Annotated in this window: 11 protein-coding genes and 1 tRNA gene; 1 reads left to right on the top strand and 11 read right to left on the bottom strand. The window is 70.2% G+C overall.

Annotation, left to right across the window (positions count from 1 at the left end; genetic code table 11):
* Positions 1-80 precede the first annotated feature (80 nt).
* The 8 genes from C995_RS0112560 to C995_RS0112525 all read right to left on the bottom strand — a co-directional run bounded on the left by C995_RS0112560 (position 81) and on the right by C995_RS0112525 (position 7,260).
* Positions 81-171, bottom strand: a tRNA-Ser gene (locus C995_RS0112560).
* Between the two features lie 84 nt (positions 172-255).
* Positions 256-504, bottom strand: a complete 249-nt coding sequence (gene csrA / locus C995_RS0112555; protein WP_018865275.1) for a carbon storage regulator CsrA — start codon at positions 502-504, stop codon at positions 256-258.
* 68 nt (positions 505-572) lie between these two features.
* On the bottom strand, positions 573-1,817 hold the full coding sequence (locus C995_RS0112550) for an aspartate kinase (protein ID WP_018865274.1): 1,245 nt from the start codon (positions 1,815-1,817) through the stop codon (positions 573-575).
* A gap of 179 nt (positions 1,818-1,996) precedes the next feature.
* Positions 1,997-4,606: an alanine--tRNA ligase gene (alaS, locus tag C995_RS0112545; RefSeq protein WP_018865273.1), complete on the bottom strand. Its 2,610-nt coding sequence runs from the start codon at positions 4,604-4,606 to the stop codon at positions 1,997-1,999.
* A 151-nt stretch (positions 4,607-4,757) separates the two neighbouring features.
* A complete protein-coding gene (locus C995_RS0112540; protein WP_018865272.1) occupies positions 4,758-5,246 on the bottom strand; it encodes a regulatory protein RecX in 489 nt (162 codons plus the stop codon).
* Entirely contained in the window at positions 5,221-6,267 is a 1,047-nt protein-coding gene (gene recA / locus C995_RS0112535; protein WP_018865271.1) for a recombinase RecA, read from the bottom strand. The genes C995_RS0112540 and recA overlap by 26 nt, the downstream gene beginning before the upstream one ends.
* A 155-nt stretch (positions 6,268-6,422) precedes the next feature.
* Positions 6,423-6,953, bottom strand: a complete 531-nt coding sequence (locus C995_RS0112530; protein WP_018865270.1) for a CinA family protein — start codon at positions 6,951-6,953, stop codon at positions 6,423-6,425.
* A gap of 7 nt (positions 6,954-6,960) precedes the next feature.
* Positions 6,961-7,260: a PilZ domain-containing protein gene (locus C995_RS0112525; RefSeq protein WP_019624484.1), complete on the bottom strand. Its 300-nt coding sequence runs from the start codon at positions 7,258-7,260 to the stop codon at positions 6,961-6,963.
* Between the two features lie 119 nt (positions 7,261-7,379).
* On the opposite strand from C995_RS0112525, the gene mutS reads away from it, so the two are divergent.
* On the top strand, positions 7,380-10,025 hold the full coding sequence (mutS, locus tag C995_RS0112520) for a DNA mismatch repair protein MutS (protein ID WP_018865268.1): 2,646 nt from the start codon (positions 7,380-7,382) through the stop codon (positions 10,023-10,025).
* On the opposite strand, the gene recD is transcribed toward mutS, so the two are convergent.
* Genes recD through recC form a run of 3 tightly spaced genes read right to left on the bottom strand, consistent with a single transcriptional unit; the run spans position 10,022 to position 19,301 of the window.
* Positions 10,022-12,067, bottom strand: a complete 2,046-nt coding sequence (gene recD, locus C995_RS0112515) for an exodeoxyribonuclease V subunit alpha (protein ID WP_018865267.1) — start codon at positions 12,065-12,067, stop codon at positions 10,022-10,024. The genes mutS and recD overlap by 4 nt on opposite strands.
* On the bottom strand, positions 12,064-15,783 hold the full coding sequence (recB, locus tag C995_RS0112510; RefSeq protein ID WP_018865266.1) for an exodeoxyribonuclease V subunit beta: 3,720 nt from the start codon (positions 15,781-15,783) through the stop codon (positions 12,064-12,066). The genes recD and recB overlap by 4 nt, the downstream gene beginning before the upstream one ends.
* Positions 15,780-19,301 carry an exodeoxyribonuclease V subunit gamma gene (gene recC, locus C995_RS0112505; RefSeq protein WP_026279112.1) on the bottom strand — a complete coding sequence of 1,174 codons (3,522 nt, stop codon included), beginning with the start codon at positions 19,299-19,301 and terminating at the stop codon, positions 15,780-15,782. The genes recB and recC overlap by 4 nt, the downstream gene beginning before the upstream one ends.
* Between the last annotated feature and the right edge of the window lie 6 nt (positions 19,302-19,307).

Below are 19,307 nucleotides of genomic sequence, written 5' to 3'. Positions count from 1 at the left end.
TTTCTATATCTCGGGTTCGAATCCCGATACCTCGGGGGCCAGACATGCGAAAGGGGCCACTCGGGCCCCTTTGCTGGATCTGGCGGAGAGTGAGGGATTCGAACCCTCGATGGGCTTTTGACCCATACTCCCTTAGCAGGGGAGCGCCTTCGACCACTCGGCCAACTCTCCGGAATGCGCGGCACAGCATACGGACTTGTGCCCATAAAGAAAAGGCCCGGCGGTCGCTGGGACCGCCGGGCCTGGCAACCCTCGTCAGTCGTCGCGCGAGGAAGCCGCCACGCTCCCTCCCGGTGCGGACCCACCGCCAGACGAGCCCTGATCATCGTCCGCCACGTTGGATTCACGCTGAATACGCTGGAATATCTCCTCACGGTGGACGGCGACGTCCTGAGGCGCGTTGATCCCGATACGAACCTGATTGCCCTTGACCCCCAGGACGGTGACGGAAACGTCCTCGCCGATCATGAGGGTCTCGCCCACACGTCGAGTCAAAATGAGCATGCTCTTCTCCGCAGTGCCTGTGTCGGACGCAGTCGGTCGTCCGGTAACCGTTTTACGGTCTGTCATCCTTAACCGTCCTCCTGTTGACCGACAGGTTCATGCTCAAGTTCAAAGGCATCATGCAGAGCGCGTACTGCAAGTTCGAGGTACTTCTCATCCACGACCACCGAGATCTTGATCTCGGAGGTGGAAATCATCCGGATGTTGATCGTCTCGCGCGAGAGTGCCTGGAACATCTTGCTGGCAATCCCGGCATGCGAACGCATCCCGACCCCGACCACCGAGATCTTCACGATGTGGGTATCCCCGGAGACCTTGCGCGCGTTCAGGGCCTTGCAGGCATCCTGCAGGATCGCGAGCGCCTTGTCATAGTCGTTGCGGTGGACCGTGAACGTGAAATCGGTGGTCTGATCCGCGCCCACGTTCTGCACGATCATGTCCACCTCGATATTGGCCTCCGCGATCGGGCCGAGGATGCGATGCGCGACCCCCGGCTGATCGGGGACGCCCTGAACCGTCAGCTGGGCCTCGTTCTGATTGAACGCGATACCCGCAACCAGCGCCTGTTCCACCTGCGCATCCTCCTCCGTGGTAATCAGGGTCCCCGGTCCTTCCTCGAACGAGGACAGCACTCTAAGAGGGACGTTGTACTTGCCAGCAAATTCCACTGCGCGGATCTGCAGCACCTTGGAACCGAGGCTCGCCATCTCCAGCATCTCCTCGAAGGTGACACTGTGCAGGCGTCGCGCATTCGGCACCAGGCGCGGATCGGTGGTATAGACGCCGTCCACATCCGTGTAGATCCGGCACTCGTCGGCCTTCAGCGCGGCGGCCAGCGCCACCGCCGTGGTATCCGAACCGCCGCGACCCAGCGTGGTGATTGCGCCGTGCTCGTCCACACCCTGGAACCCGGCCACGACGACCACCCGACCCGCCTCCAGGTCCGCTCGCACACGGGCATCGTCGATACTGCGGATCCGTGCCTTGTTGTGCGCGCTGTCGGTACGAATCGTGACCTGGGCCCCGGTATAGGAGCGCGACGGGCAGCCCTGCGCCTCCAGCGCCATCGACAGCAGGGCGATCGTGACCTGCTCGCCGGTGGACAGCAGCACGTCCAGCTCGCGGCCATCGGCCCGAGGATTCAGCGCATGGGCGAGCCCCAGCAGGCGATCCGTCTCGCCGCTCATCGCGGAGACGACGATCACCAGTTGGTGCCCCTGCTCGCGCAGTTTCAGCGCCCGCTCCGCGACCGCCTGGATGCGCTCGGTGGTGCCCACCGAGGTGCCCCCGAATTTCAGTACCAGCAACGCCATTGACAGATTCCATTCACCGCCACCCGGAAAGGCGGCGCATTAAACATCATTCAGGTCGTCATTGCGAGGCCCCGCAGGGGCCGTGGCAATCCCCGGACGCACCCCCAATACCAAGCCAGGGCCGGGGACGCTCAAGCCGGACGCGGCGGAACTGTGCGCCCTGCGATGACGAATCCGCTTCAGGCGCGTTCGCGCACCCAGTCGGCGACCGAGGCCAGCGCGGCCTCCAGCTTGTCCGGGCTCTGACCGCCGGCCATCGCCATGTCCGGGCGGCCGCCGCCCTTGCCGTCCACCTGCGCCGCGACGTGACCCACCAGGTCGCCCGCCTTGAAGCGCTCGGTCTCGGCCTTGGTCACCCCGGCCACCAGACTGACCTTGCCCTCGCCGGTGGCGGTGCCCAGCACCACCACGGCCTGCCCCAGCTTCTGTTTGAGCTGGTCGACCATGTCACGCAGGGCCTTGGGCTCCACGCCCTCGACCTTCGCGGCCAGCACCTGAACCCCGCCGACCTCCTGCGCCTGCGAGGCCAGATCACTGCCGGCCTGGCTGGCCAGCTTGCCCTTGAGCTGGTCGATCTGCTTTTCCAGTTCGCGCGAGCGCTCCTGCAGCTGGGCCACCTTGTCGGCCGCCTCGCCGCGCCCGGCGCGCAGGCGGTCGGCGATCGCGTCCAGATACCCGAGCTGCTCGTCCACCCAGCGCAGGGCGACCTCGCCGGCCACCGCCTCGATGCGGCGGATACCGGCGGCCACCCCGCCCTCGGAGGTGATGCGGAACAGTCCGATATCGCCGGTGCGGTCCACGTGCGTACCGCCGCACAGCTCCACGGAAGTGCCGATCTTCAGCACCCGCACCTGGTCGCCGTACTTCTCGCCAAACAGCGCGACCGCGCCGGACTCCATCGCCGACTCGATGTCCATCACGCGGGTATCGGTGGCCTCGTTGGCCAGGATCTCGGCGTTGACCTGTGCCTCGATGGAGCGGATCTGCTCGTCGGTCAGCGGCTCCATATGGGTAAAGTCAAAACGCAGGCGCTCGGCATCCACCAGCGAGCCCTTCTGCTGTACGTGATCGCCCAGCTGGTCGCGCAGGGCCTTGTGCAGCAGGTGCGTGGCCGAGTGGTGACGGCGGATGTTCTCGCGGCGCGGACCTTCCACCGCGGCCTGCAGCGTCTGACCGAGCTCCAGCGTGCCGGCGCGCACCTGGCCGACATGGATATGCGCCGCACCCTGCTTGCGGGTATCGGCGACCTGGAAGCGCACGCCGGAACCGCTGAGCGTACCGACATCGCCGACCTGGCCACCGGACTCGCCGTAGAACGGCGTGCGGTCCAGCACCACCAGGCCCTCGGCGCCGACCTCGAGTCGTTCGACCGGCTCGCCGTTCTGGTACAGCGCGACCACGCGGCCCTCGTCGTCGACCGTCTCGTAGCCGGAGAATGTGGTTTCGACATCGACCTGCGGCAGGCCGCCATGGTCCATGGAAAAGTGACTCGCGGCGCGGGCCCGGGCGCGCTGGTCGGCCATCGCGGACTCGAAGCCCGCCATGTCCAGTTCCAGACCGCGCTCGCGCGCGATGTCGCCGGTCAGGTCCACCGGGAAGCCGTAGGTGTCATACAGCAGGAAGATGGTCTCGCCCGGGATCACCTTGCCCTCGAGATCGCGCAGGTCGTCCTCGAGGATCTTCATGCCCTTGTCGAGCGTCTCCAGGAACTTGCGTTCCTCCTTCTCCAGCACCTTCTCGACCTGGGCCTGCGCCTCGGCCAGCTCCGGGAAGGCCTCGCCCATCACACGCACCAGGTCGCCGACCATCTGGTAGAGGAAGGCGTCCTGCGCGCCCATCTTGAATCCGTGGCGCGCGGCGCGGCGGATGATGCGGCGCAGCACGTAGCCACGGCCCTCGTTCGACGGCAGCACGCCGTCAGTAATCAGGAAGGCGATGGAACGGATGTGGTCGGCGATCACGCGCAGCGAGGCTGAATCGCTCTCCTTCGCCCCGGTCACGCGCGCGGCGGCCGCGATCAGGTCCTGGAACAGGTCGATCTCGTAGTTGGAGTGCACGCCCTGCAGCACCGCGGCCAGGCGCTCCAGGCCCATGCCGGTATCCACCGACGGGCGCGGCAGCGGGTTCAGCGTACCGTCCGCGTCGCGGTCGTACTGCATGAACACCAGATTCCAGATCTCGATGTAGCGGTCGCCGTCCTCGTCCGGGGAGCCGGGCGGGCCGCCCTCGACCTCCGGGCCGTGGTCGTAGAAGACCTCGGTGCAGGGGCCGCAGGGGCCGGTGTCGCCCATCTGCCAGAAGTTGTCGGAACCGCCGTCGGGCTTGTCGCCAATGCGCACGATGCGCTCGGCCGGGACCTGGATCTCGTTCGCCCAGACGTTGTAGGCGTCGTCGTCGGTCTCGTAGACCGTGACCCACAGCTTTTCCGGCGGCAGGCCGATGGTCTCGGTCAGGAACTGCCAGGCGTAGTGGATCGCATCGCGCTTGAAGTAGTCGCCGAAGCTGAAGTTGCCCAGCATTTCGAAGAAGGTGTGATGCCGTGCGGTATAGCCAACGTTCTCGAGGTCGTTGTGCTTGCCGCCGGCGCGCACGCAGCGCTGGCTGGACACCGCGCGGCTGTACGGGCGCTTCTCGCGGCCGAGGAACACATCCTTGAACTGCACCATCCCCGCATTAGTGAACAGCAACGTGGGGTCGTTCCCCGGTACCAGCGGGCTGGAGGGCACGATCGTATGACCATGCCCTTCGAAGAATTCGAGGAAACTCCGGCGAATGTCGGCGCTTTTCATGCGGTTCCGGTTGGATATGGGGTCAAAACCGGAATCCTATCACGCAAGCCCCCAACCCGCGTATTGCCGCCCCCGCCTTCGGGCCATGTTTGTGGGAGCGGGCTTGCCCGCGAAAAACGCAGGAGCATTCGCGGGCAAGCCCGCTCCCACATCAGTCCATGGATGATGATTCCTTCCAGGCGGCGAGGGCCTGGTGGGCGACGCCGCCGGGGAAGCCGCGGCCGGCGAGGTGACGCAAGTAGCGGGCCTCGTCCTCGCGGGTCGCGGGGGGGTGGCGGAAGTGGCGTTCGAGCTGGCCGCGGGCCTGGTCGGTCCAGTCCACCTCCAGGGCCTCGAGGGCGGCGTTGACGGTATCGCTGCCGATACCGTTGTGGGCGAGCTCGGCGCGGATGCGCTGTTCACCGTAGCCCTGCTCCGTGCGGTGGCGGGCGATGAAGTCGGCGTAGCGGGTGTCGCTCAGGTAGTCGAGCTCGCGCGCGCGCTCGAGCGCGGTATCGACCGCATCCCGCTCGAAGCCGCGCTCGGTGAGCTTGCGGGCCAGTTCCAGCGCGGAGTGTTCGCGCCGGACCAGCAACCGCAGGCCCGCCTCCAGCGCGGCCTCGGGGTCGGCCGGGTCAGCCTTGCTCCTCGACCGGGGCATCGGCCGGCGCGTCCTCGGCCGGGGCCTTGTTGCGCTTCGGCAGCAGGCGGTCGCGCAGGGTCTTCTCGACTTCCTCGGCGATGTGCGGGTTGTCCTTCAGGTACTGGCGGGCGTTCTCCTTGCCCTGACCAATCCGCTCGCCGTTGTAGCTGTACCAGGCGCCGGCCTTGTCGATCAGGCCTTCCTTCACGCCCATCTCGATGATCTCGCCGACCCGCGAGATGCCCTCGCCGTAGAGGATCTCGAAGTAGGCCTCCTTGAACGGGGGCGCCATCTTGTTCTTCACGACCTTCACGCGGGTCTCGTTGCCGATCACCTCGTCGCCCTTCTTGATCGCGCCAATGCGACGGATATCCATGCGCACGGAGGAGTAGAACTTGAGCGCGTTGCCGCCGGTGGTGGTCTCGGGGCTGCCGAACATCACGCCGATCTTCATGCGGATCTGGTTGATGAAGATCACCAACGTATTGGAACGCTTGATGTTGGCGGTCAGCTTGCGCAGGGCCTGCGACATCAGACGCGCCTGCAGGCCGACGTGGGAGTCGCCCATCTCGCCCTCGATCTCCGCCTTCGGCGTCAGCGCCGCCACGGAATCGACAATCACCACATCCACCGCGCCGGAGCGCACCAGCATGTCGGCGATCTCCAGCGCCTGTTCGCCGGTATCCGGCTGCGAGACCAGCAAATCGTCCACGTTCACGCCCAGCTTCTCGGCGTAGGTCGGGTCCAGCGCGTGCTCGGCATCCACGAACGCGGCGGTACCGCCCAGCTTCTGCGCCTCCGCCACCACCTGCAGGGTCAGGGTCGTCTTGCCCGAGGACTCCGGCCCGTAGATCTCGACCACGCGCCCGCGCGGCACGCCACCGATGCCCAGCGCGATATCCAGCGCCAGGGAGCCCGTGGACACGGCCGGCACGTCGACCGCCTGCTGATCGCCCATGCGCATCACCGCGCCCTTGCCGAATTGGCGTTCGATCTGCCCCAGTGCGGCGGTCAGGGCCTTCTTGCGATTCTCGTCCACGGTATGCCTCCCGATGCTTGCAGCGATGGTTTCCGACCCGTTGCCCGGGGCAGATACGGGGCCGCAGTATCCCACAGGGCGGGGAGCGACCCAACCCGGGTTCACGGCTCGAAGGGGATCACCGGGGCACCATGCCCCGGGGAACGGTGGAGGCGTCAGGCCGCCTCGTGCGCCAGCAAGGCGCTCAAGGCGTGCAACATCGTCCGCAGGCGCACCTGGTGGCGCTCGCCGTCGAAATGCAGCGTCTCGACGCGTGCGTCCTGCCCGCGTTGCTGCCAGCCGAAGCAGACGGTGCCCACCGGCTTGTCCGCCGTCCCGCCACCGGGGCCGGCAATGCCGGTCACCGAGAGCGCCAGGTCGGCATCGCATTGGGCGAGCCCGCCCTCGACCATCGCGCGCGCCACGGCCTCGCTGACCGCGCCATGCTGCTCGATCAGCTCGGCGGGCACCCCGACCATCCGCGTCTTCGCCGCATTCGAGTACGCCACCCAGCCGCACTCGAACCAGCCCGAGCTGCCCGGGACATCGGTAATCGCCTGGGCAATCCCGCCGCCGGTGCAGGACTCGATGGTGCACAGCTTGCGCTCGCTGGCGAGCAGCCGCTCGCCCAGGTCGTAGACCAGCGCAGACAGCCCGGCCAGATCGGGCTCGTGCGGGCTCACAATCGATGTCGGTTCCGCTTCCATGTCCGGATCACCCCTCGCTGTCAAAGGCAATGGCCACGCGCCAGATCACCCGATCGTCGCCCAGGGGCTCGCTGCGCACCACCTGGCCGGCCCGCTCCAGGGCGGCCAGTCGCCCGTCCGGGCTGTTAACCGCGATGCTCACACGCTCGCCCGCCTGTGGCGCATGGGGCCAGCGAAAGGCACAGCCGCTGGCCGAAAGGTCCTCCAGCCGCACCTCGTCCACCGCACCGGTCGCCATCCAGGTCACTCGTGCGGGGGTGTCGACCTGCATGCGCCGGAAGCCCCGGCGGTCATCTTCTCCCAGCATGCGCATCCTCCATGACTCCACCCGAGTGTGGCATATCACGTCCCGTGATGGTGCACCTGCCACACGGGGCCGCGCATCCGTATACTGCGCGTTTGCCCGGATCGACCGCAGCCGAACCGATGAGCACCGCCGAGCCCCTCTCCGCCCATACCCCGATGATGCAGCAGTACCTGGCCATCAAGGCCGAGTACCCGGATACGTTGCTGCTTTACCGCATGGGGGACTTCTACGAGCTGTTCTACGACGACGCCGAGCGGGCGGCGGGACTGCTCGACATCACCCTGACCCGGCGCGGCGAATCGGCCGGTCAGCCGATCCCGATGGCCGGGATCCCGGTGCACACGCTGGAGAGCTACCTGGCCCGCCTGCTGAAGATGGGCGAGAGCGTGGCGATCTGCGAGCAGACCGGCACCGTTGGCGCGCAGAAGGGTCCGGTCAAGCGCGAAGTCGTGCGCATCGTGACCCCGGGCACGGTCACCGAGGAGGCCCTGCTGGATGCCCGCCAGGTGAACCGGCTGGTCGCCGTCTGCCCGGCCGCCTCTGCCGCCGTGAAGGGCCGCAAGTCCGGCTACGGCATCGCCAGCCTGGAGTTCGCCAGCGGCCAGTTCCGTGTACTGGAGGTCGGTGACGAAACGGAGCTGGCCGCCGAACTGGCGCGGCTCGACCCGGTGGAGCTGCTCGTACCGGACCAGGCGGGTGCGATCCCGGGCACCGAGCCCTTCGCCCCCCAGCGCCACGCCGACTGGCATTTCGACGCCGTCTCCGCCCATCGCCTGCTGATCACCCATTTCGGCACCCGCGACCTGTCCGGCTTTGGCTGCGAGGGACTGGACCTGGGCATCGCCGCCGCCGGGGCCCTGCTCGCCTACGTACAGAACCGCCATCGCGGTGACCTCGCCCACATCACCAGCCTGGCGCACGAGCTGCGCAGCCAGATGCTGGTACTGGACCCGGCCACCCGCCGCAACCTGGAACTCACGCGCACCCTGACGGGCGAGCGCCGCGGCTCCCTGCTCGCCCTGCTGGACACGACGCAATCCGCGATGGGCGCCCGCCGCCTGATGCAGTGGCTGCACCAGCCGCTGCGCGAGCGCGCGATCATCCGCGAGCGCCAGACCGCGATCACCGCCCTGCTGGAGCAGGAGGCCGTCACCCCGATCCGCGACGCCCTGGCCGGCAGTGCCGACAGCGAACGCATCCTCTCGCGCATCGTGCTGGGCAGCGCGCGCCCGCGCGACCTGACCGCCCTGCTCGCCAGCCTGGAACGCCTGCCGGCCCTGCACGCGGCCCTGGCGCCGCTGGCCGATGCCGCCGAACGCCTGTCCGCGCTGCATGCGGCGCTGGCGCCAGAGGATGAGCTGACCGCCCGACTCGGCGCCGCCCTGGTGGAGGAGCCCCCGCTGCGCGTAACCGACGGCGGCATGATCCGCGCGGGCTACGACCCCGAGCTGGATCGCCTGCGCGCGCTGGAAAGCGACGCCGATACCTTCCTGCGCGAGATCGAGGCCCGCGAACGCGAGGCCACCGGCATCCCCACGCTCAAGGTCGCGTACAACCGCGTGCACGGGTACTACATCGAGGTCTCGCGCAGCCGATCGGCCGAGCTCCCCGGCCGCTTCATGCGCCGTCAGACGCTGAAGAACGCCGAGCGCTACACCACCGAGGAACTCAAGCGCTTCGAGGACGAGATCCTGTCCGCCCGCGAGCAGGCCATGCTCCGCGAGCGCGCGCTGTTCGACGATCTGATCGCCGACCTGCAGGCGCGTGCCCCGCGCCTGCGCACCATTGCGGACGCCGTGGCCGAGCTGGACGTGCTCGCCTGCCTGGCCGAGCGCGCCGCCCGCCTCGACTGGCACTGCCCGGAGCTGGTCGGCGAACCCGGCATCCATATCGAGCAGGGCCGGCACCCGGTGGTCGAGGCCGGGCTCGACACCCCGTTCGTCGCCAACGACACCGAGCTGGATCCGGAAACGCGCCGGCTGCTGGTGATCACCGGCCCCAACATGGGCGGCAAGTCCACCTACATGCGCCAGACCGCGCTGATCGTGCTGCTCGCCTGCATGGGCAGCTTCGTGCCCGCCGCGCGTGCGCAGATCGGCCCGGTGGACCGCATCTTCACGCGCATCGGCGCCTCCGACGACCTGACCTCGGGGCGCTCGACGTTCATGGTGGAGATGACCGAGGCCGCGAACATCCTGCACAACGCGGGCCCGGAGAGCCTGGTGCTGATGGACGAGATCGGCCGCGGCACCAGCACCTTCGACGGGCTGGCCCTCGCCCTGGCCTGCGCCGAGCGCCTGACGCGCCACAACCGCGCGCTGACCCTGTTCGCCACCCATTACTTCGAACTGACCGCGCTGGCCGAGCGCGAAGCAGCCGTGGCCAACGTGCACACGGACGCGATGGAGCACGAACACAGCATCGTGTTCCTGCACCAGGTCCGCGAAGGTCCGGCGAACCAGAGTTACGGGTTGCAGGTCGCGCAGCTGGCCGGTGTGCCAGCCGATGTACTGAAGCTCGCCCGCGCCCACCTGCGCGAGCTGGAGGACCGGGCCGCGGCGACCGATTCGCCACAACTGGGCCTGTTCACACCCGAGCCCGCGTCAGTCGCCTCCGAGGTCGCCGAGGCGACCCCGGAACCCGAGCCGCCCAGGCCCGAGGAACGCGCCCTGAAGGCCCTGTTCGACACACTCGACCCGGACGAGATGACCCCGCGCGAGGCCCTGGACGCCCTTTACCGCATGAAGGACGCCCTGCGAGGTTAGGGGGACAACCACGTGCGCAGGCCGCCGCTGCGTCGGGTCGGCTGGCGGCTCGCCTGCTGCAGCACCCCCGCCTCCGGCTCGAACAGGCTCAGCCAGCCGCTCGCGCGCGTGATCGCGGTGTAGGCCAGCTCGCGCGTCAGCAGCGGGCTCTCCGGCGGGGGCATCAGGAAGGCGACATGCTCGAACTCCGAGCCCTGGGACTTGTGCACCGTCAGCGCGAATGCCGTCTCCACGGACTCCAGGCGCTGCGGGATCATCCAGCGCACATGCCCGTCCGCCGCGACAAAGGCGACCCGCAGGGCCGTTTCCGTCGCATCGTCCGCGCCCGGTTCGGCATCGCCCCGGGCCAGCCAGGCGGGCACGCGCAGGGTCACGCCGATGTCGCCGTTGATCAGCCCCAGCGCGTAGTCGTTGCGCGTCACGATCACCGGGCGGCCCTCGTACCAGACGCCCTCCGCCTGCAATACACCACGCGCCGTCAGCGCCCCGGCGACGCGGCGGTTCATCCGGTCCACACCCCAGGGCCCCTCGCGCACGGCGCACAGCAACTGGAAGCGCCCGTGCTCGCGCAGCGTGCCGCGCGCCCATTCCTCCCACGTGCCGCGCGCATCGCGGGATGCCGGGCGTCCGGCCGTCAAATGCTCCAGATAGCGGACCACACCGAACGGTGCCGCGTCGGCATGCCCGGCCCCGTCCAGCACGCGCCGCAGCAGGGCCGGATCGTCCGGGCCCTGCAGCACCGCCGCGTGGACATCCTCGCCCGGGTGGCCCGTCACCTCGGCCGTGCCGTCGTTCACCGCCGCGGCTAGACGACCGATCCCGCTGTCCGCGCCGAAGCGTCGGCTGCGGCGCAGCATCGCCACATGCTGGTCCAGTGCCTGCCCGCCCTCGTCCACGTAGCGCGCCGGCAGCGCCAGCCCGGCTACCTCGCGCAGCCAGGCCGCCGTCTGCGGTGTGTAATGTCCGCCGTCGGCCCGCGCGCACAGCTCGCCCAGCACCGCCCCGGCCTCCACCGAGGCGAGCTGGTCGCGATCCCCCAGCAGCACCAGCCGCGCATGGGCCGGCACCGCGGCCATCAGGCTGGCCATCAGCTCCAGGTCCACCATCGAGGCCTCGTCCACCACCAGCACATCCACCGGCAGCGGATTGCGCGCATCGTGGCGGAAGCGTCGGGTATCGGGTCGCGCGCCCAGCAGGCGGTGCAGTGTGACCACCTCGCGCGGGATCGCGGCGCGCAGGAGCTCGCCACCGGGGAAGCGTTCCAGCCCCAGCGCGTCCACCGCCCCGGCGACCGAGGCGTTCAGCCGCGCGGCCGCCTTGCCGGTCGGCGCCGCCAGACGGATGCGCAGCGGCTCGCCCTCCCCCTGGAGTCCCTGCAGCAGCGCGAGCAGCTGCAGCACCGTGTAGGTCTTGCCGGTGCCCGGCCCGCCGGTGATCACGCTGAACGCGGACCCGGCCGCCAGTACGCAGGCCAGGCGCTGCCAGTCCGGTTCGCCATCGCCCTCCTCGACCGGACCGAACAGCCGATCGAGCCAGGTGCGCAGCGCGTCCGTATCCAGTCCCTCGCGCCAGGCCGGCTGTTCCCGCAGGCGTCCGGCCACCGCCTCCCCGATCCGGCGTTCGGCCTCGCGGTAGCGGCGCAGATACAGCCGATCCTGCGCCCGCACCAGCGGGGTCCCCGCGTCCTCGTCGACACCGCAGATCCGGTGCCCCTCCAGCGCGGTGTCGAGTGCCACGCGGTCCAGGCCGCGCAGGACATCCGAGGGCCGAGGCAGTCCCCGCTCCGCGCCCTCCGGCGGCAACGACAGCATCCGGTCCGGGGCCTCCAGCAGGCCGTCGAGGTCCAGGCAGACATGCCCGCGCCCGGCCTGGTGGCTGGTCAGCGCCGCCAGCAGCAGCGTCAGCGGCGGTGCGGCGGGCACCTGTTCGCGCAGAAAACGCACCAGCACACGGTCGACGCCGCGCAGCCAACCCGCATGCTCCCACTCCCCGAGCAGATCCAGCAGCGCCCCGGTGTCCTGCAATGCGCGATCCGCCGTCATGCCCGGGCCTCCCGCGGCCGGTCCGGCCCCTCGGCAAACCAGCCGTCCAGCTGCTCGATTAGCGCCCGCGGCGGGCAGTCATGGAACACACCGCGCCCCGGCGCATCGATCCCGCGCAGAAACAGGTACACCCCGCCCCCCATGTGTCGGTCGTAGTCGTACTCCGGCATCCGTGCCTGAAGCTGGCGATGCAGGGCCAGGGTGTAGATCACCAGCTGCAGGTCGTAGCGGTGTTCCAGCACGGCGTCGCGCAGGCGCTCGGGCACATAGGCCTCGGGGCCGGGCCCCAGCCAGTTGGACTTGTAGTCGGCGACGTAATAGCGGCCCTCGTGCTCGAAGACGAGATCGACAAAGCCCTTGAGCATCCCGTTCAGCAGCCGGTCGCCCGCCGGCGGCCGGGGCTGTCCGGGCAGCAACTGCTCGCGCACGGCGGCATCCAGCCGCCGGCTCTGCAGCCAGCGTGTCTCGAACAGGAACTCGAGCTCCGGCTGATACACGCCCAGCCCGTACAGGCGGAACGAACCACCGGAGGCCAGCGCGTACTCGGCCGTGATCAGCCGGCGCATCCAGTCCTGCACGACGGGGGTCCAGTCGCCCCAGTCGCGCTGCTCGCAGCGCTTTTGCACCTCGTCGTCCAGTCGGGCGCGATCGGCAACCACGGCCGACCAGCCCTGCTCGGCTGCCCATTCCAGCAGGCCGTGCAGGAAGGTCCCCGGCGCCGGGCCACGCGGGAAGTCGTGCAACCCGCCGGCCACTGGCACCTCGGGCAACGGGTCATGCCCGGTCCGAGAGTCAGCAGTGGGTTCGGCCGCACTCTCGCGCAGCATGTCCTCTAGCGCGGAGTCCGGGGCCACCGGGTCGGCAACCAGCGGCGCCGGCGCATCCGCGTCGTCCGGGTGCGCAATGGCGCTGTAGCTGGCCACCCACCAGGGCTCGCGTACCGGGCGTGTCGGGGTACGCGCCCGTCCGGGGGGTGCCGTCTGCTGTGCCAGCCGCACGCCTGCGCCCGAAATCTCGGGCAGGGGTTCGATCGCAATCGCGGGCTCTTCGCCACGGGCCGCCTGCAGCCGGTCCTCCAGCTCGCCGTTCGGCATCGGCTCCGGGCCATTCAGCAGATAGCCGACCGCACTACGATGCAGCTCGTTCTCCTTGCTTCGCCCCGACACGATCGGCACCAGCCCCATCCAGCAGGCGTGGCGCGCACGGGTCATGCCCACATACAGCAGGCGCAGGTCCTCGGCCAGGCGCTCGCGATCGGCACGCTCCTGGGCACGGGTATCCATATGGAAGATCCAGCGTGGCCTGCCGCCCGGCGGGCGATCGATACGCGGCACGTCCTTCTTCGGGTCGACCGCGCGAAACGCGCAGACAAACGGCAGGAACACCAGCGGGTACTCCAGCCCCTTGGACTTGTGCAGCGTGACCACCTTGACCAGGTCCTCGTCGCTCTCCAGGCGCAGCACCTGCTCGTCGGCCTTCGCCCGGTCCCCCTCGCGGTGCTCCACCAGGTGCCGAATCAGGGCCTGCTCGCCATCCAGCTCCGCGGCCGCGCGCTGCAGGAGTTCGCTCAGGTGCAGCAGGTTGGTCAGCGCGCGCTCGCCATCGGCACTGGCCAACAGCCGACGCGGCACGTCGAAGTCGTGCAGCAGGCGGCGCAGCATCGGCAGCACGCCGCGCGTCTGCCACAGGCGGCGGTACTCGCGGAACTGCTCGACGCGATGCTCCCAGCGCAGCTCGTCGGTGGTCAGCCGGTGCAGATCGGCCAGCGACTGTCCCAGCGTCGGGGTCGCCAGCGCCGCGCGCAGCAGGCGCTCGCTGGTCGGCTCGGCACAGGCCCGCAGCCAGCGCAGCAGGTCCCCTGCCTCCGGCGTCGCGAACACCGACTCGCCCTCGGACAGGTACACGCTGCGCACCCCCCGCGCGCGCAGCGCCTCCTGCATGATGCGGGCCTCGACCTTGCTGCGCACCAGCACGGCGATATCCCGCGGACGCACCGGCCGCAGCGCCTGTGCACTGCGAAAGCCGCAGGTCCCGTCCGTCCCGCCATTGAGCAGCCGCACCATCTGCTCGGCGGCGGCCGTGGCCATCTGTTCGCGATAGACACCGGTGCCGACCGGTGTGCCCGGGTCCATGCACCACAGGGTCAGGGCCGTCACCTCGGCTCCGTCCTGTTCCAGGCGCTCGCCGCGATCCTGGGCGTCCACCGCGTGGAACGGCAGCTCGCCGGCATCGCCCTGGCCAAACAGGAACGCACCCTCCGACCAGCCGTCGGCATGGGCGAACAGGCGGTTTACCGCGCCGACCAGGCGCGCGGTCGAGCGGAAGTTGCGCGGCAGCGTGTAGTGGCGCCCGGCGGTCGCGCGACGCGCCTTCAGGTAGCTGTGGATGTCCGCGCCGCGAAAGCCGTAGATCGCCTGCTTCGGGTCACCGATCAGCAGCAGGCCCTGCTCGGCCGGGTTGTCCTCGATGCGGTAGACGCGTTCGAGGATGCGGTACTGCACCGGGTCGGTGTCCTGGAATTCGTCCACCAGCGCGACCGGGAACTGACGCCGCAGGGTCTCGGCCAGCGCCTCGCCACCGGGACCCTCCAGGGCATCGCGCAGGCGCAGCAGCAGGTCGTTGAACCCCATCTGCACCCGCACACGCTGGGCCTGGCGGAACTGGAGATCAATCTCCACGGCCGCCGCCTGCAGCAGGCGTTCGCTGTCGTCCGCGCAGACCTCGGCGGCGGCATTGAGCGCGGTAAAGGCCGGGTGCAGGTCATCCGGCAGGGACTTGCCCTTTTTCAGCCGCTCGGCCATCCCGGACGCGCACATGCGCTCCAGCACAGGCGTCGTGCCGACCTTGTCCGGCAGCAGTGCGGCCGGGTCCTCGGCCCAGGCGTGCATCACCTCGATCAACTCGTCCGGCTTCTGGTACTTCGTGCCGAGCAGCACGTTCGCCAGCAGCTCGCGGAACTGGCGCTCCACCTCGGCGGCATCGTCGCGCCAGACGGCCTTCAGCTCGGCCAGGCGCGCGAGGCGCGTTGCCAGCTCCGCATACAGCCCGTCCGGCGTGCGGTAGGGCTCCAGCCCCGCCGTGTCCGTCAGGTGGCCCAGAAGCGGCCGCACCCGGGCCTGCAGCTCGTCGGGCCCCTCGCCAAAGGCCTGGCGCAGCAGCTTCAGGTGATCCGCCGGCTGCGGGTAGACAAAGCGCCGCCAGTAGTCGCGTGCCGCATCGGCCTGCAGCTCGCTCTGGTCCGCCTCCAGGCGCTGGTTGAACAGGCTGCCGCTGTCGAACGCATGCTCGCGCAGCATGCGATAGCACCACGAGTGGATGGTCGAGACCGCCGCCTCGTCCATCCACTCGGCGGCCAGCTCCAGCCGCCGCGCGGCCCCGGCGCGCGCGGCCGGCTCCGGGTAGGCGTCCAGCAGCGCCGGCCACAACGCCTCGTGGGCCGGGGCCGGCTCGCCGCGCAGGACGCGTGCCCCGCGCGCCAGCACCGCGCGGATGCGCTCGCGCAGCTCGCGGGTGGCCGCCTCGGTAAAGGTCATCACCAGGATCTGCGGCGGGGTCAGCTCGCCGGTGCCCTCCGGCAGCTGGCCGTGGCCCAGCACCAGGCGCAGATACAGCGCGGCGATGGTGTAGGTCTTGCCGGTGCCGGCACTGGCCTCGATCAGGCGGCTGCCGTGCAACGGCAGTTCCATCAGCTCCAGCGGCTGCGCGCCTGCACTCATTCCATTTCCTCCCCGGCGGCCAGCGCCTCGAACAGGGGCCGGTACAGCCGGTCGCGCCAGTGGCCGAACGCCGGATCCTGCAGCAGCGCCTCCGGGTCCGGCCAGGCACGCGCCAGGGCCGGGCTGCGCGCCCATTCCCCCGGGTTGAAGTCGTCCCCGACCAGCACCTTGCGGGCCCGCGCCAGTGGATCGGGGTCGTCCTTCGCCTCGGCCTGCAGCCAGGCGAAGGCGGTGGCGCAGGCCACCGGTAGCGGGCGTTCCAGCCCGGCCACCCAGCCCTCGACCAGGGCCCGGAGGTGCTCGCGGGCCCGCTCCGGCCCCACGCCCGGCAGGCGCATCCCGGTATCCAGCCCGATCACCTCGGTGGCGACCCGGCCGCCTTCGCCCGCACCCTGGTTCGCCAGCAGATGGTCGAGCCAGGGCTTGGCCACCTTGTCCACCCGCCAGTCCTTTTTCTGTCTCAGCCGGCTCACGGTGTAATCCAGCAGCACGGCCTGCCCGGCCCCGCCGCGCAGGGCCGGGGCGGCCCCCTCCAGCGTCCAGCCCCCCTGTCCCAGACGCACGGCGGGCGCCGGCGGCAGCCGTTCCGGCCAGGCGGCCAGACGCAGGCCGATGCGCTCCAGCAGACGTGCGGCCTCGGCAATCATCGCATCGCGCTCCAGCTCGCCGGCCGCACCCAGTGGCAGCGCGCCGGCGCGCTGCAGCCGCGCGGCCTCGGCCTCCAGCACCGGGCCCCAGGCCTCGGGGTCCTCGCCATGATCCAGCGCAGCCGCGACCAGGGCCTCGCGCACCTGCCACTGCTCCAGCCCGGCCAGGGTGAAGGGCTCCAGGTCCTCGCTCGGGGCCTCCTCGCGATCGAACACCACGCCCAGCCGGTGGCGGAAGAACGCCTCCGCCGGGTCGCGCAGGAAGCGCATCAGCGTATCCGGGCCCAGCACGCGTTCGTCGTCCGCTTCGTCCGGCGGCGGCAATTCGAGTGCGTCCTGCACCGGGGTCTCGTCGGCGTGGTGGACCGCCTCCCACTCGCGCGCGTAGGTGAAGTGCCGGGCATTGGCCGGGTCGGGCGGGAAATTGGCCGGCGAGAACGGCTGCAGGGTGTGCACGGTGGTCAGGTGGTCCAGTAGAGGTTCCTTCCGGGCCTGCCCGTCGGCCTCCTCCGCGCCCTGGAGCCGCCAGCCGGCGGCCAGGTGATCGCGCAACTGCGCGACCAGCACCGAGGGCGGCTGCGACTCGTTGTCGCGCGCGCTGTGGCCGACCCAGCTGACATGCAGCTGTCGCCGCGCGGACAGCAATGCCTCCAGGAACAAGTAGCGATCGTCCTCGCGCCGCGAGCGGTCGCCCGGGCGGTAGTCGCGGCGCATCAGGTCGAAGTCCACCGGCGTCGGGCTGCGCGGATAGTCCAGGTCGTTCATGCCCAGCAGGCAGACGATGCGAAACGGGATCGCGCGCATCGGCATCAGCGTGCCGAAGTTGACCGAACCGGCCAGGAAGCGCTGGCCCAGCCCGCTGTCCTCCTGGCTGGCCAGCCACTGCTCGCGCACAACACCCAGCGGCAGGGGGTCGTCCAGTTCCGCCTCTGCGCAGTCGGCCTGCCACTGGTCCAGCGCCTCGCGCAGGCGCCCCAGGGTGAACAGCTCGGCGTCGGTCTCGCCAGCGAAGAAGGTATCCAGCAGCTCGCGCAGCCGGGTGTTCCATTCGCCGGGGGTATGGGCGTGGCGCAGCCAGCCCCAGGCCTCGGCCAGCGCGGTGATCAGGTCATCCATCGGGCCCAGCAGCACGGCGTCCAGCCCGCCGATCTCGTCGAACGGCTCCAGCCCCTGCCAGGCCCCGGCACCCCCGGACGCATAGCCCAGCAGCATCCGCCGCAGGCCGAAGCGCCAGGTGTTCTGCTCCAGGCCCTCCGGCAGGCCGAGCCCCGCGCGCTGTTCGGCATCCAGCCCCCAGCGCACGCCCGACCCCTCGGCCCAGCGGTGCAGCGTGGTCAGGTCTTCCTCCGCAATCCCGAATCGCCGCCGCAGCGCGGGCACGTCCAGCAGGTCCAGCACCTCGGCCACGCCCATCCGGCTCTCCGGCAGCGACAGCAGGCGCTCCAGCGCGATCAGCACCGGGTCGCGCCCACGCGGCCCCTGGTCGGACAGGGTGTAGGGGATGTAGCGCGGGTCGTCCGGCGGGAGCTGGCCGAACACGGCCTCGATATGCGGGGCGTAGGCGTCGATGTCCGGGACCATCACGATCACGTCGCGCGGGCGCAGGTTCGGGTCGGCGTCGAAGTGCGCGAGCAGCCGGTCGTGCAAGATCTCCACCTCGCGCAGCGGGCCATGGGCGACATGGAACTGGATGGAGTCATCGTCCGGCGCCACCGCCGGCCAGGCCTCGCGGGTCTCGCCCAGCGGGCGCAGCTCGCGGATGTCCTCCTGCAACTGGTGCAGCAGGCATTCGCCGCCGTGCGGCTCGAAGTAGTCGACCCGCTTCCAGGCGAGGGTCTGCAGCACGGCGTCGTAGGCGGTGGGGTCGTCGTGTTCGTCCAGCAGGCCGATGTAGTCGCGGCCCTGTTTGCCCCAGGCGGCCAGCAGCGGGTGCGCGTGCTGGTGCAGCTCGGCGTCGTCCAGCACGCTGGGCATGCCGGCCTTGCGTGCCTGGCGCTGGCGCGTCGCGCGCAGCAGGTCCTTGTCGGCGACGATGTCGGCCCAGTAGTGCTCGCAGGGGTTGTGCACGCAGACGAGGATCTGGCACACGCCGGCCAGCCCCTCCAGGGCCTCCAGGATCTGCCCGGGCATGGAGGAGATGCCGAACACGATCAGCCGCCGCGGCAGCCCCGGCGGGCGCTCGCTCAGGCCCTGCACGGCCTCGCGGTAGCGGGCGTGGACCGTGGCCCGGCTGGTGTCGGCCGCGCCCTCGCCGATGTCCTCGCGCAGCAGGCGCCACAGAGCCGCCTGCCAGCGGTCGTCCTCTTCCAGCGGGGTCTCGCGACCACGCGCATCGCGCAGGACATCGCGCCCGGCGGCCCAGGACGTCAGCCAGTCCGCGCGGTAGACCTGATACTGGTCGAACAGGTCGGCCAGGCGCTCGGCGAGCTGGTGGCGCTTGCGCAGATCGCCGCCGTCACGCGGGTCGTCATCGGCGAGAAAGCGCGCCAGCGGGGCGAACTCGGGGCGCGCCAGACACTCCGGCAGCAGGCGCATCAGGCGCCAGATCAGCGGGCGCTTGGCATACGGGGATTCCAGCGGCACGGCCTCGAGCCCGAGCACCGCGCGATAGGCCGACCAGACAAAGCGCGACGGCAACTGCATGTCCAGCGCGGCGGCGATGCCGCAGCCGGGCGGGTCGGCATCCGGGTGCGCGGCCAGCGCATAGCGCAGCCACTGCGCCATGCCGTTGCTCTGCACCAGCAGGGTCTCGTTCTCCAGCGGGCCGAGCGGTGCGCGCTGCATCCACTCGACCACCAGGGCACGCAGCGACTCCAGATGGTTGCCGTGCAGCACCACCATCCCTGGCTCTAGCTCGCCGGACTCCGCCACCCCTGC

Source organism: Thioalkalivibrio sp. ARh3, assembly GCF_000377265.1.
Classification (GTDB): domain Bacteria; phylum Pseudomonadota; class Gammaproteobacteria; order Ectothiorhodospirales; family Ectothiorhodospiraceae; genus Thioalkalivibrio; species Thioalkalivibrio thiocyanoxidans.
Note: the sequence above shows the minus strand (reverse complement) of the source record. Positions and strands in the feature narration are given on the sequence as shown.